Source organism: Pseudoalteromonas sp. THAF3 (genome assembly GCF_009363775.1).
GTDB classification, from domain to species: Bacteria; Pseudomonadota; Gammaproteobacteria; order Enterobacterales; family Alteromonadaceae; genus Pseudoalteromonas; species Pseudoalteromonas ruthenica.
Window position 1 is genome coordinate 390630 of the sequence record NZ_CP045419.1, and the last position, 13667, is coordinate 404296.

Annotated in this window: 17 protein-coding genes; 15 read left to right on the forward strand and 2 right to left on the reverse strand. The window is 46.9% G+C overall.

The genetic code is table 11. The features are described from left to right. Positions 1 to 120: 120 nt before the first annotated feature. The 15 genes from FIU82_RS16895 (at position 121) to FIU82_RS16965 (ending at position 11173) form a co-directional block, all read left to right on the forward strand. Complete coding sequence (locus FIU82_RS16895) at positions 121 to 372, forward strand: hypothetical protein (RefSeq protein ID WP_138587411.1); 252 nt, start codon at positions 121 to 123, stop codon at positions 370 to 372. 190 nt (positions 373 to 562) lie between these two features. Further along, entirely contained in the window at positions 563 to 1126 is a 564-nt protein-coding gene (locus FIU82_RS16900) for an LON peptidase substrate-binding domain-containing protein (protein ID WP_045979959.1), read from the forward strand. Positions 1127 to 1276: 150 nt separating this feature from the next. Beyond that, entirely contained in the window at positions 1277 to 1840 is a 564-nt protein-coding gene (locus tag FIU82_RS16905; protein WP_045980206.1) for a sigma-70 family RNA polymerase sigma factor, read from the forward strand. Next, positions 1833 to 2504 (forward strand): ChrR family anti-sigma-E factor, encoded by a 672-nt coding sequence (locus FIU82_RS16910; RefSeq protein WP_152441698.1) that lies wholly within the window; start codon positions 1833 to 1835, stop codon positions 2502 to 2504. The genes FIU82_RS16905 and FIU82_RS16910 overlap by 8 nt, the downstream gene beginning before the upstream one ends. Beyond that, on the forward strand, positions 2504 to 3454 hold the full coding sequence (locus FIU82_RS16915) for a DUF523 and DUF1722 domain-containing protein (protein WP_045979960.1): 951 nt from the start codon (positions 2504 to 2506) through the stop codon (positions 3452 to 3454). Before FIU82_RS16910 ends, FIU82_RS16915 begins: the two co-directional genes overlap by 1 nt. Next, a complete protein-coding gene (phrB, locus tag FIU82_RS16920; RefSeq protein WP_151174185.1) occupies positions 3455 to 4840 on the forward strand; it encodes a deoxyribodipyrimidine photo-lyase in 1386 nt (461 codons plus the stop codon). Beyond that, entirely contained in the window at positions 4833 to 5258 is a 426-nt protein-coding gene (locus tag FIU82_RS16925) for a nuclear transport factor 2 family protein (RefSeq protein WP_152441699.1), read from the forward strand. Before phrB ends, FIU82_RS16925 begins: the two co-directional genes overlap by 8 nt. 3 nt (positions 5259 to 5261) lie before the next feature. After that, on the forward strand, positions 5262 to 5978 hold the full coding sequence (locus FIU82_RS16930; RefSeq protein ID WP_053909394.1) for an SDR family NAD(P)-dependent oxidoreductase: 717 nt from the start codon (positions 5262 to 5264) through the stop codon (positions 5976 to 5978). Next, a complete protein-coding gene (locus FIU82_RS16935) occupies positions 5975 to 7231 on the forward strand; it encodes an NAD(P)/FAD-dependent oxidoreductase (RefSeq protein ID WP_152441700.1) in 1257 nt (418 codons plus the stop codon). The genes FIU82_RS16930 and FIU82_RS16935 overlap by 4 nt, the downstream gene beginning before the upstream one ends. Before the next feature lie 40 nt (positions 7232 to 7271). Continuing rightward, positions 7272 to 7991: a DUF1365 domain-containing protein gene (locus tag FIU82_RS16940; RefSeq protein WP_152441926.1), complete on the forward strand. Its 720-nt coding sequence runs from the start codon at positions 7272 to 7274 to the stop codon at positions 7989 to 7991. Further along, entirely contained in the window at positions 7984 to 9246 is a 1263-nt protein-coding gene (locus FIU82_RS16945) for a cyclopropane-fatty-acyl-phospholipid synthase family protein (RefSeq protein WP_152441701.1), read from the forward strand. Before FIU82_RS16940 ends, FIU82_RS16945 begins: the two co-directional genes overlap by 8 nt. Then, positions 9227 to 9724: a DUF2878 domain-containing protein gene (locus tag FIU82_RS16950; RefSeq protein WP_152441702.1), complete on the forward strand. Its 498-nt coding sequence runs from the start codon at positions 9227 to 9229 to the stop codon at positions 9722 to 9724. Before FIU82_RS16945 ends, FIU82_RS16950 begins: the two co-directional genes overlap by 20 nt. A 19-nt stretch (positions 9725 to 9743) precedes the next feature. Beyond that, a complete protein-coding gene (locus FIU82_RS16955; RefSeq protein ID WP_253946390.1) occupies positions 9744 to 10244 on the forward strand; it encodes a chalcone isomerase family protein in 501 nt (166 codons plus the stop codon). Then, positions 10241 to 10768 carry a DUF3833 domain-containing protein gene (locus tag FIU82_RS16960; protein ID WP_045979968.1) on the forward strand — a complete coding sequence of 176 codons (528 nt, stop codon included), beginning with the start codon at positions 10241 to 10243 and terminating at the stop codon, positions 10766 to 10768. Before FIU82_RS16955 ends, FIU82_RS16960 begins: the two co-directional genes overlap by 4 nt. A 129-nt stretch (positions 10769 to 10897) precedes the next feature. Then, positions 10898 to 11173 (forward strand): HU family DNA-binding protein, encoded by a 276-nt coding sequence (locus FIU82_RS16965; RefSeq protein WP_022946817.1) that lies wholly within the window; start codon positions 10898 to 10900, stop codon positions 11171 to 11173. Between the two features lie 101 nt (positions 11174 to 11274). Here the strand turns inward: FIU82_RS16965 and ilvN are convergent, their stop codons facing one another. Together ilvN and FIU82_RS16975 are read right to left on the reverse strand one after the other, a co-directional pair. After that, the gene (ilvN, locus tag FIU82_RS16970; RefSeq protein WP_022946818.1) at positions 11275 to 11772 is read right to left on the reverse strand and encodes an acetolactate synthase small subunit; all 498 of its coding nucleotides are present in this window, start codon (positions 11770 to 11772) and stop codon (positions 11275 to 11277) included. Next, positions 11772 to 13496: an acetolactate synthase 3 large subunit gene (locus FIU82_RS16975; protein ID WP_152441703.1), complete on the reverse strand. Its 1725-nt coding sequence runs from the start codon at positions 13494 to 13496 to the stop codon at positions 11772 to 11774. The genes ilvN and FIU82_RS16975 overlap by 1 nt, the downstream gene beginning before the upstream one ends. Positions 13497 to 13667 lie beyond the last annotated feature (171 nt).

A 13667-nucleotide genomic window follows, 5' to 3' on the forward strand; every position in this document is an offset into this window, starting at 1 on the left:
CCTGGTGGAAAGTAAAAGTTCAGTTATTACATAAGGTTAAAAAAATTATAGGTTCTGGCACAACCTTTGTAATAGATGATGCGACTAATTAAACAATACCTTAACAACAGGAACATCATCATGAAAACGTTAACCAAGGCAACAATTCTGACTTCCGCTTTATTTGTAAGTTCAATGGCAAATGCGAACTCACTCACTCAAGAAATTGAACAGGCTGTTCGCTCTGCTGCAAACGAAGCGTATTCATCGCTCATCCAGTCACAGAAACAGGCACTACGTGATGCAACTCAGGCGTTGTTTTCCGAGCAGCGCCAGGCATCAGATAAAGCGTCTGATAAAACGAATGCGAAGGAGCAGGGTGATGACGCTTAATTTTGCCTTACTGGGGCTTATGCTGCTACCCGTAGCAAGTTTGTTTGGTACCTACCTAGGCATTAGTGTCTGCCGTAATTTCGGTTGGTGGGGAGAGTAGTTGTCCTCACCCTAACTATTTCATTGGCTATCTGATCGGCATTAACAGACATGACGTAGTATACGCACTACCCACCGTCCTAGGATTATTATGAAGTATGCCGTGTTCCCTCTGCCGCTGGTGTTGTTGCCGCAGGGCGTGACCAAGCTCAAAATTTTCGAGCAGCGATACATTCACATGGTAAAAGAGTGTCTGCGCGAACAACGCGGCTTTGTTATCACCCCTTTAGCCAAGGAAAATGACGACCAGACAAGCGAATTTGGTTGCCTAGTTAAAATTATCGATTTTGACCAAGACCCGACAGGCCAGTTGTTGATCACTGTGCAAGGTGAAAGCCTGATGCGCATAGATAACATAACCTACCTCGATAACGGCTTACGCTATTGTACCCACCCCACTGAAATAGAGACTGCGACGGTGCCTGAGGTTGAACTTACCGATTTGGCGCAGGCGTTAAAATGGGTGTTAGACAATAACCCAGAACTCAAATGCCTATATGATTGCCCTAACTACGACGATGCCAAGTGGGTTGCCTATCGCTGGTTAGAGATATTACCTGTTGATTATAATCAAAAAAAGTTAATAATCCGTGATCACGACTTTGAACAACTGCTCGACTTCCTCCATACTGTAATTAATTTCAACGAGCGATGATCTATCGCGCCACTCCTTGCGTAAATCTCACAAATAAAAGCATTACTGAGGCAGCCAATGGGATTGCAAAGCGTGTTAGACAAGCCGTGTAACAAGTCTCCGCAGCAAAGTATTGCACCAAGCGGTGGCAATCAAAGCAAAGGAAGAAACATGGGCAGTGAAACTGAGCATTTGTCAGATGCGTTAGTGCGCGTCGCAGAGCATCGGGACAGAAGCGCATTCGCAACGCTGTTTTCTTATTTCGCACCAAAGATAAAACGCTTTGGCATTAAGCAATACAACAACGAAGCGTCGGCAATGGAGCTGGTGCAAGACACCATGACGTCAGTTTGGCGTAAAGCTCACCTTTACCATCCGAGTAAAGGCGCGGCGACGACTTGGGTTTATACCGTAATGCGTAATGCATCTTTCGATGCGCTGCGCAAAATGCGCAGCAATAAAGAAGATACCTTAAGCGAAGATATCTGGCCGTTGGTGCAGCATCATGAAGAAGAGCAAGAAGTGTTTGGCGATCATCTACAGAGTCAACTCTTGCAGCAGCATATAGACAAGCTTCCCATCGCCCAGCAGGAGGTGGTTAAGGGAGTGTACTTTCAAGAAATGTCGCAAGAGCAACTTGCGAAGCAGTTAGGCGTACCAGTTGGAACCGTAAAGTCGCGGCTAAGATTGGCGCTCTCAAAGCTAAGAAATCATCTGGGAGCAGAGCATGATTAAATTTCACCCGAACACACAGTTGTTAGAACAACATGTGCTTGGCGCATTGCCAGCTTCGCTGAGCGTGGCAATTTCAGCTCACCTTGAGCTTTGCGATGACTGTTGCGACACCGTCGCAGCATTAGAGCAGCGCATTGGTGAACAAACGTTTACAGATGACGCCGGTGAAGAGCTCCCCGGGTCACAAGAGCTGCTTGATGCGCAGATGAGCGCCATGCTCAGTGATATTACTGCAGATACAGACGTCGATGATTTTGCCATTCAAAGCGCAAAGCAAATATCCGTTGGTGATAGAAACATCACGTTACCACGTGCATTGAGTCATGTGGGCATGTCGAGATTTGTTCAGGCCGGCAAGCTCGCGCGTTCGCGCCTGGAGCTTGATGAGGGCAGTATCCGCACTAGCCTATTGTACATTGCTCCAGGGGGGACTATTCCCGAGCATACGCACACAGGTTTTGAGTTGACGCTATTGCTTGATGGCACCTTTACCGACGAAGAAGGAGAGTATCAACCGGGCGATTTTATATGGCTTGATCATAAGCACGACCATACTCCTTACACCGAACAGGGGTGTTTGTGCTTGGCAGTAGTCAATAGTGCACTACACTTCAATAAAGGCTTAAGTAAATTGCTGAACCCCATTGGCGAGCTTATATATTAATGGATAAATCGTTGAAAATAGGTATTAGCGCGTGTCTTACCGGCGAAAAAGTTCGCTTTGACTCTGGGCACAAGCGCTCTAACTTTTGCATGGATGAGCTGGCAAAGCACGTGCAGTATGTGCCTTTTTGTCCAGAAGTGGCAATTGGTTTACCCATTCCTAGGCCGACCATTCGCCAAGTGCGTAAAGACGACGTGATAACCGTGTGTCGCCCTGATGGCAGTGGCGAGGTTGGCAACGACCTTAAAAACTACGGACAGCAGGTGGCACAGAATCAGGGCCAACACCTCGATGGGTTTATATTCTGTGCTAAAAGTCCTAGCTGTGGCATGGAACGAGTCAAAGTCTTTAATGAAGCTGGGACGGGCAATACATCAGAGGGTGTAGGCTTTTTCAGCGCCGAAATAATGAAGGCTAATCCGCTACTCCCTTGTGAGGAAAATGGCCGACTCAATGACATGCACCTACGCGAAAACTTTGTTATGCGGGTTTATGTTTACCATAGCTGGCGCAAGCTGCGTGAGTCAGGATTGAGCGCTCATCGGTTGACTACTTTTCACTCTTTGCATAAATACCTATTGATGAGTCACAACTATCAAGCCTACCGTGATTTAGGCCGGTTGCTCGGCAGTATCGAAGGGGATGACATCGAAGCTATTGCCGATGAGTATATCCTTGGCTTAATGAATGCGTTGAAAAAGCCTGCGTCGCGCAAAGCACATACTAATACCTTGATGCACTTGCAGGGGTATTTCAAACAGCACCTCGGTAAAGAGGAAAAGCAAGAATTACGTGCGGCAATCGAAGACTACCGCCAGGGGCTTGTGCCTTTATATGTGCCGCTGACATTATTGCGTCACCACCTTACGGTGCACCCAAATCCCTATTTAGCGCAACAAGTCTACTTTAATCCCCACCCAAACGATTTAAAGCTGAGGTATGGTATTTAAATGAGTTCATTGTTCTGGTTTCGGCGCGACTTGCGCCTTTATGCAAACGAAGCTTTAATTGAAGCATTAAACAACGGCGCAAAAGACGCCGTTTTCTTTGTCTGCGAGAAACAGTGGCAACGGCACGACATGGCGCCCATTCAACGGGATCTCATGCTGCGACGTGTCGATTATTTGGGTCAGCGCCTTAGTGAGCACGGTATTCGCTTGCACGTATTGGATGTTGATGAATTTAGCGACATACCCGCATCGTTACAAGGGTTATGTAACAGCTTGAGCGTCAAGCATGTTTATGCCAACCGCGAATATGAAGTGAATGAACGCCAGCGTGACAGCCAATGTGCGCAATTAGCTCTTGAATTTCATTGGTTTGATGGCGATGTAATTGCCCCGCCAGGCTCGGTGTGTACAAAAAGCGGCGACATGTTTCGCGTGTTTACCCCATTTAAGCGTCAATGGCTAAAGCAGTATGAGCAAAGCCACTTTTCATTGCCGTCATGGCCGTCGTTACATAACGCGATAAAGTGGCAGACGCCTCGTTGTTTGCAAAGTGACGGTGAATCGCAAAAATGGCCGGTTGATGATGATTCACTTAGCGCGATTGTTGAGCGCTTTATTGACGATAAGCTCACCACTTATGAACAGCAGCGAGACTTTCCAGCGATTAAAGGCACCTCCGGGTTGAGCCCATACTTGGCACTCGGAATAATCAGCGTTAAACAACTGCTCGTAAATGTACAACAGCGCCACCCTGATATTTTGCAAAGCGCAAAAAGTAACCTCTTTAGTTGGGTCAACGAACTGATTTGGAGAGAATTTTATCGCCATCTTATTGTTGCCTATCCGCGTTTATGCAAACACGCTAACTTTAACGCCAAGTACGACGCCGTGAAATGGCGTGAAAGCGATAAAGATTTCAATGCTTGGTGCGAAGGAAGAACGGGTTACCCTCTGGTGGATGCAGCAATGCGACAATTAGTGCAAACAGGGTGGATGCACAATCGCCTACGTATGGTGGTGGCAAGCTTTCTGACCAAGCATTTACTCATAGATTGGCGCGCTGGTGAGCAGTTTTTTATGCGTCACCTGATTGATGGTGACTTGGCGTCAAACAATGGTGGATGGCAATGGGCGGCAAGCACCGGCTGTGACGCGCAGCCTTACTTTCGTATTTTTAACCCGATAACGCAAAGTGAACGTTTTGATCCAGATGGCGAATTCATCCGTAAGTACCTACCAGAGTTAGAAAAAGTGCCTGCTAAGCAGATCCACTTTCCGCACCAATATCTAGCAGCAACTCAAAGCAACAGGTATTGGCCAGCGATAGTTGATCATAAAGCGGCACGCGAACGTGCCTTAGCACGATTTAAGGTGGACGATGAATAACGCGCTCGAGCAATTTGTGTCAGTTTATCAGCGTTTGGATAAGCATAACCTAGACTTGCTGCATGAAGTTTATGGCGAAGCCATTCATTTCCAAGACCCCCTTCATGAAGTTAAAGGGTTGCAACAACTAAGGCGATATTTCGCCAACATGTATGCCAATGTTAATCACTGCACATTTGATATTAGCCAACAATTTGCCTTTGATAATCATGCATTTTTGTATTGGACCATGCGCTTTTCACACCCCAAGTTAAATGGTGGCAAAGAGGTCGCGGTTGCAGGGCACAGCTTTTTGCAATTTGACCAAGGCAAAGTCATCCACCATCGCGATTACTTTGATGTAGGCGCTATGTTATACCGACATATCCCTTTGCTTGGCAAAGTAATCAAGCTCGTTGACAACAAAGCAGGGAGTTAGGCTATGAAAGTATTAATCACAGGGGCAACATCGGGTATCGGTGAAGCTCTGGCTAAGCGCTATGCGCAGCAACACGATGTTATAGCGTGTGGGCGAGACGAACAAAAGCTTAAAGAGTTAGAAGACAGTCAAGGCCAAGGGCGTATTAAGGGATTATCGTTTGATGTCACCGAATTAGAGGCTATTAAATCAGCCACCACCGACATAGACGAGCTTGACTTGGTGGTGCTCAACGCCGGTAACTGCGAATACGTTGATGATGCGCGTCATTTTGACAGCGCACTATTTGAGCGCGTTATTACCATCAACCTTCTGAGCCTTGGTTATTGTCTTGAGGCGCTGTTGCCGAAACTTAAATCCGGTGCCCACCTCGCCATTGTCTCCTCCAGTGTCACATATTTACCACTGACGCGGAGCGAGGCATATGGCGCATCGAAATCAGGCGCGACTTATTTGGCAAAATCCCTGGCTGTGGATCTCAAAGACATTGACGTGAGCGTTATCCACCCAGGTTTTGTGAAAACGCCATTGACCGATAACAATGATTTCCCTATGCCCATGGCTGTCAGTGCAGAGCAAGCCGCTGAATACATGTATAAGGGGCTGCAAAAACGGCGCAAAGAGATTCATTTTCCAAAAAGATTCACATTTATTTTAAAACTGCTGCGCGTGCTGCCTTGGCCGCTGTGGCGCAAAATTGCAAAAGGAATGGTGCGGTGAAGAAAATCGCAGTAATAGGTAGTGGTATCGCGGGCCTCAGTAGTGCCTATTTGTTGAGCAAAAAGTATCATGTTGATGTTTTCGAAAAGAACGATTACATCGGTGGGCACACCGCCACAGTGGATGTTGAGGTCGGCGGACAGCAACACAGCGTCGATACTGGTTTTATTGTTTTTAATGATCGCACCTACCCGCATTTTGAAAAGTTGCTCGCTGAAATTGGCATAGGTCGCAAGCCTACACAAATGAGCTTTAGCGTGCACAACGTGGACACAGGCTTTGAATACAATGGCCATACATTGACCACTTTGTTTGCTCAGCGTCGCAATCTATTGCGACCGAAGTTTTGGCATTTGTTGTGGCAAATAGTCCGTTTCAACCGGTTGTGTAAGGACCTTTATCACAGCGGCGAATATGAACAAGGCGACACTCTAGGCCACTTCCTTGATAGGCATGGGTTTAACGATTTCTTCCGCAATCATTATATTTTGCCTATGGGGGCGGCGATTTGGTCAACGTCGATCAAAAAGATGCAAGACTTTGGCATCGAGTTCTTCATCCGCTTCTTTTACAACCATGGCCTGTTAGATATTACCAATCGCCCGCAGTGGTATGTGATCCCAGGCGGTTCTCGTGAATACATCGGTCCGCTAACGAAACCCTTTAAAGATAATATCTACCTAAATGCGAATATAGAAAAGGTGTTTAGGCACCCAGATGGCGTGACGATTCATATGCAAGGCGGTGAGATTTACCATTATGACGCGGTGGTGTTTGCGTGCCACTCCGATCAGGCCCTTGCGTTGTTAGGCGATGCCACCGAAAGCGAGCAGCAAGTGCTGGGCGCGATGCCTTATACTGCCAACTCTGTTGTTTTACATACTGATACTAGCTTGTTACCTGAGCGCCGCGCAGCGTGGGCGAGCTGGAATTATCGCCTTGATAACAACACCGAGCAAGCCGCAGTTGTCACTTATCAAATGAATATCCTCCAAGGTTTGCACAGCAACCCACCGTTGTGTGTGACTCTCAATTGTGATGACGCTATTGATGATAGTAAGGTGTTGCGCCGTTTCACTTATCATCACCCTGTATTCAACAGCGACAGTATCGCCGCGCAACAACGCCGAGATGAGGTTAATCTCGCAGCCACTTACTATTGCGGCGCATACTGGTACAACGGTTTTCACGAAGATGGCGTGCGCAGTGCTGTAGATGTAGCCAAAGCGCTAGGGGTCGACTTTGAGCACTGAAACCGTGCAGGAACCGCTACTGACCCAAGGGTGCGCCATCATGCTTGGCGATGTGCGTCATCGGCGGTTTGAGCCCGTTTTTCATGGTTTTAATTACCCACTGTACATGATGTGGGTAGATACTCAGCACCCAGAGCAGCTTGATGGCATACACCCTTTGGTTGGGACTCAGGGCTGGAAGGTGCTGCGGTTTAACCAAGGCGATTACTTGCGAGATGAGCAAGGCTCGCTGTTTGAACGCGCTGTGCTTAAAGCACAGCAACTGGGCGTAGAGCAAGAGATAGCCCAAGTTTACATGTTGGTGCAGCTGCGCTGCTGCGGTATTTACTTTTCTCCGGCCAATTTTTACTTTTATCGTTATCGTGGTGACAGCGATTTCAGTGTTATGGTTGCCGAAGTGAGTAATACTCCTTGGAATGAGCGTCACTATTATTTAGTTGATTTACAAACTAAAGTGAACTTTAAAAAGCAGTTTCACGTATCGCCTTTTATGAATTTGGATATGCATTACCATTGGCGAGTGAAAGCCAAAAACCGGGCGATGCTTATCCATATTGAGAACAAACGCCAGCGGCAGAAATTATTTGATGCCACCATGCGATTGCAACATCAAGGCTTAGAGCGTCGTGCGTTCACTAAGGTGTTGCGGCGTTTTCCCATAATGACACTGAGTGTCATGCGCGGGATATACTGGCAAGCATTAAGGTTATTGTTAAAGCGTGTGCCGTTTTACGCTCACCCAGGAAAGAAAGATGGATAGAGTTACCCAAGTAGAAGCAAAAAAATCAACCAGTTGGAAGTCTCAGATCGCTAAACGCTTTGTCTTGGCAGCAATGAGAACCTTAGAACACGGCTATGTAGAAATGCATTTTCGTGGTCAGAGCTATCAGTTTGGCAATAACACCTCTTCGCTTAGAGCTCGTGTGGATATAAGCGATGCACGTATGTTCGATGCGTTTGCCTTTGGCGGCAGTATTGGTGCGGCGGAGTCCTTTATCGATGGCCATTGGCAATGCGATAACTTGACGGCCCTGGTGGAGATTTTTGTTCTCAATCAAGACCAGCTCGATGAATTTGAAGGTCGCTTCGCCTTTTTCAGCGCAATCGCCTATCGACTCAAGCACTTGCGTAATCGTAACAGCACGCAAGGCTCCAAAAGAAACATTGTTGCTCATTATGACTTGGGCAATGAACTATACGAGTCGTTTTTAAGTGATGAAATGCTTTATTCCTGTGCCGTTTATCCTCAAGCAGATGCAACCCTTGAGCAAGCGCAGGCACATAAATTAAAACTGATATGCGAGCGTGTGCAGTTGGCCGATGGCGACCAGGTTGTCGAGATTGGCACAGGGTGGGGCGCCTTTGCTATCTATGCCGCTACCCACTATGATGTCCATGTAACGACTACAACCATCTCAGATCAACAACATGCCTATGTGCAGCAAAAAATCGCGCAGCACGGCTTAGAAGATAAAATTACCCTCTTAAAGAAAGACTACCGACTGCTTGAAGGACACTACGACAAGCTTGTGTCTATAGAAATGATTGAGGCGGTAGGTCATGAGTACCTCGGTGAGTTCTTCAGCAAATGCAACAGCCTTCTAAAGCCCAGTGGTGCCATGCTTATTCAGGCTATCACCATTAATGACCAGCGCTACAGTAAATACGTAAAAGAAACTGACTTTATTCAACAGTACATCTTCCCTGGCGGGTGTTTGGTGTGTGTTGATGAAATGAGTAAGCATTTGCGTAAAAACACAGACCTGGTCATGCATGAATTACATGATATTGGCCTTCATTATGCTCGGACGTTAGCTGATTGGCGCGCTCGCTTTGAAAAGGCGTGGCCGCAATTGCAAGGAGCTAAATTCAACAGCGCCTTCTATCGCCTTTGGTTGTATTATCTGGCTTATTGCGAAGGGGCATTTCGCCAGCGGGCAATTAGCACTGTGCACTTAAGCGCGCGTAAGCAAGGCTTCAACGGCGGTGATGATCATGTGGCGCTTAGCTACTAATTTTATTTTGTTTCAAAGCTGCTGGTGGGCAGCTTTTTTTTGGCAAAACGATGCGTTGCCAATGATGGTGGCGCTGATTGCGTTGATGCTTGCGCTCTCTGATAAGCGCAAGCAAGACATACTGTTACTTGCCAGTCTCCCCATTGCTTTATTACTCGAAACGAGTGCCGCGCAATTTGCGCTACTGCAATTCGAAGGCGCTTGGATACCCTGGTGGCTCGTCTTGTTATGGGTTTCACTTCTGCTAACTATCAATCATTCATTGCGGTTCATTACGCGATTGCCGCTGTGGCAATGCTTTTTCTTATGCTGGGTGTGTGCACCATTTAGCTACCTAGGTGCTGCTCGCTTTGACGTGCTGTCAACGCCCTTGCCTTGGTGGCAATTCTACCTTGTATATGGGCTGCTCTGGGCCAGTGCTTTTACCGTGATTATTGTGATCAATCGCCTTGCAGGGCGCGTAGAAGATAATACCTAGTTATTACGGATGATTTTTCATGAAATACTTTCCTATCATTATGGCATTGAGCCTGGGTGGTATGGCGCCATCATCGGCGTGGGCACAGGTATCCTTCAAGGCGGTTGGTGAAGGGGTTATGAGCTATATGTTCTGGGACCTATACCGCGCGAAGTTAGCAACGACAGATGGCGACTACCAAGGCGGAGAGCATCCAGTGCGCTTGACCCTCACTTATCTCAGAGATATAGAAGCAAGCGACATCGTCAAAGCCACATTTGATCAGTGGCGACACCTGGATAAGGCGCAGTACGTCAGTGAATATGGCGATACATTACAAGGCTTATGGCCGGATATCACAGAAGGGGATTCATTGGCTTTTGAGACCAATGAGCAGGGCGTGGGTACTTTTTATTATAACGGTGAAAAGTTACAAACCATCGAGCAACAGGCTTTTAGCGAAGCGTTTTTGGCAATATGGTTGTCGCCGAACACCAGCGAGCCAAAACTACGTCAGAAGTTAATAGGAGCAAGTGAATGAAGTCATTACGTGTTTATTTAGGTGTGTTTGTATTGGCGATATTGACTGCCTGTTCGGCCTCCATCGAGGATTATGAAGGAACTGAACCAAAATTTGATTTTAAACAGTTTTTTTCCGGTGAGTTGGTTGCCTATGGCATAGTGCAAGATTACTCAGGTGAGGTCACACGGCGTTTTCGCGTTGATATGCAGGCCTCATGGCAGGGTAACAAAGGTGTTATTGACGAGCAGTTCTATTATCAAGACGGCGAGCAGGACACCCGTGTATGGCGCATAGAGCTGGGTGAAAATGGCACCCTTACCGGGACCGCCAATGATGTGGTTGGCACCGCGCAAGGGGTGACCAGAGGCAGTGCCTTCAACTGGAAGTACACCCTCGAAATTCCTTATGACGGCGATACTATGACGGTAGACCTAGATGATTGGATGTACCTTGTCACAGAATCGAGGTTGATCAACCGCACCGCAATTGATAAGTTGGGATTGGAGGTTGGCGAAATCACGCTGGTGATAGAAAAACGCTAAAACTCTGTGCCTAAGGGCTCTCCAGAGGAGAACTTTTTCAGAAAATGTGTGATTTGCGGTTGCCAAGTCAGTAAAAATGCATAATGATAGATTTGCTAAGGCAAAAAAATAACGAATAGGAATCAAACAATGAACAAAGCTCAATTAGTCGAAAAGATCGCCAATGATGCAGAAATTTCAAAAGCAGCGGCGAGCCGTGCACTGGACGCGTTCACAGGTGCGGTGACTAACTCTTTGAAAGATGGTAACTCTGTCGCGCTAGTAGGCTTCGGTACTTTCTCAGTTAAAGAGCGTGCAGCTCGTACCGGCCGCAACCCTCAAACAGGCGCAGAAATCCAAATCGCTGCTGCGAATATCCCAAGCTTCAAAGCGGGTAAAGGTCTGAAAGACTCAGTAAACTCATAATCAGTTTACTAATAATTGTGAAAAAAGGGCGGTTTCGCCCTTTTTTACGTTTAAAGCTCTGCAATTCATAATTAGTCAATGAGATGCTAGCCGTCTTGTTGCTACCCTTTCAAGGCTTTATCACCACGTCCCAAACCGATAGCTCCAGAACGCACCATTTCTATGACCTCTGTTTCATGGCGCAAGGTATCCAAAAACGATTCTAGCTTCTCAGTACTTGCGGCGAGTTGTAATGAATAGCTGATCCGCCCCATATCCAAAATGGCGCCGCCAAATACATCAACAACTCGGGTTACTGCTGCGCGTGTGCTTTCATCTTGCGCTACAACCTTAACTAATAGCAATTCACGTTCAATGTGACTTTGTTCGGTTAAATCAATGACCTTGAGCACATCCACTAATTTATTAACTTGTTTGAGGATTTGTTCAAGGATACGATCGCCGCCCTGCGTGGTAATAGTAATGCGCGATAACGATGCATCATCGGTGGTGCCCACCGCGAGACTATCGATGTTATAAGCTCGCTGGGAAAATAAGCCGACGATGCGCGAAAGTGAGCCAGGCTCGTTTTCTAATAAGATTGATAATATTCTACGCATTATGCTTTCACTCCTTTTTTCAGCCACATATCATCAATTGCGCCTAGTTTGATTTGCATCGGGTAAACATGCTCTAACTCATCAACACGCACATCTAAAAAGACCAACCTATCGTTGATACTAAGCATCTCATCAATGGCGTCATCAAGCTCATCGGGATGATCAACGCGTATACCAACATGGCCATAGCTTTGCGCCAGTTTGACAAAATCAGGTAGGGACTCCATGTAAGACGACGAGTGACGACCGCTGTACATCATATCTTGCCATTGACGCACCATGCCTAAGGAACGATTGTTCAGTGATACAACTTTGACCGCCAAGTTATACTGCAAACAAGTTGATAGCTCTTGTATATTCATCTGAATGGAGCCGTCTCCAGTGATACATATTGACTCGCTATCACGATAAGCAAGCTTAACGCCCATCGCTGCAGGGAGGCCAAACCCCATGGTTCCAAGGCCTCCGGAATTGATCCATTGGCGAGGCTTTTTAAAGGGGTAGTACTGGGCAGCAAACATTTGGTGCTGACCCACATCGGAACTAATGTAGGCATCGCCGTTAGTGGCTTGGTAAAGCTTTTGAATAACCGTTTGTGGCTTGATTTTTTCACTGCCTGCACTGAAGCTAAGGCATTTTTGTTCACGCCAACGATTGATTTGCTGCCACCAATCTTCTTGGGCGCTTCTATCAATGGCAATGTTCGATGTGTTGATAGCGGTTAATAACTGTGTCAGTACAGTGTCTAAGCAGCCAACCACCGGAATATGGGCGCTGATAGTTTTAGAAATCGAGGTTGGGTCAACATCAACATGAACTATGGTTGCGTCTGGGCAGAACTTATTCACGTTATTGGTAACCCGATCATCAAATCGAGCACCTAGAGCTAAAATAACATCCGCATTGGCCATCGCTTTGTTTGCTTCTAAAGTGCCATGCATGCCTAGCATACCGATAAAGTTTGGATGTTCACCGCTCAACCCACCGAGTCCCATTAACGTATTAGTACAAGGGGCGTTGAGCGTCTCCACCAGTTCGGTGAGCTTATCGCTGGTGTCGGAGAGAACGATACCGCCTCCTGAATAAATGACCAATTTTTTAGCGTTAAGAACCGCATTGACCGCTTTTTTAATTTGTTTTGGGTGGCCTTTCTTGTTGGGGTTATAGGTTCGGATCTGGATGTCACCTGGAAATTCAAATGGGAATTTCTGGGTTGGGTTAAGTACGTCCTTGGGGAGTTCAACAACAACCGGACCCGGGCGACCGCTACTGGCAATATAAAATGCTTTGGCAAGCATAGTGGGAATATCTTTTGCGCTGCGGCAGTTGAAACTGTGTTTAACGATAGGCCGTGAGCAACCGACAATATCCGTTTCTTGAAAGGCATCGTCACCGATAAGGTTGCTGGGTACTTGCCCAGAGATCACCACCATGGGGATAGAGTCCATGTAGGCAGTGGCAATACCGGTTACGCAATTAGTCGCTCCGGGACCGGAAGTGGCCAAGACCACACCCACTTTCCCCGTCGCACGGGCATACCCGTCGGCCATATGCGTAGCTGCCTGCTCGTGACGCACCAAAATATGCTCAAGGTCCTGCTGTTCAAATAGCGCATCGTATAAATCTAATACCGATCCCCCTGGATAACCAAATATATACTGAACGCCTAGTTCTTTTAGCGCGGCGACGACTAACTCTCCACCGTTAAACTGTTGCTCATTCATCCTCATTCCTTAAAAAAAAACCCCCGCTTAAGGGCGGGGGTTTGTTAGCGTTATATGTTCGCTCACGTAGGCCCCGTAGTCTTGGTTAAGACCACCACGAGAATCACAACGAGAACGACGACATTAAACATGGGTAAACACTTTTATACTCAACAATGACTTCTATTGTTA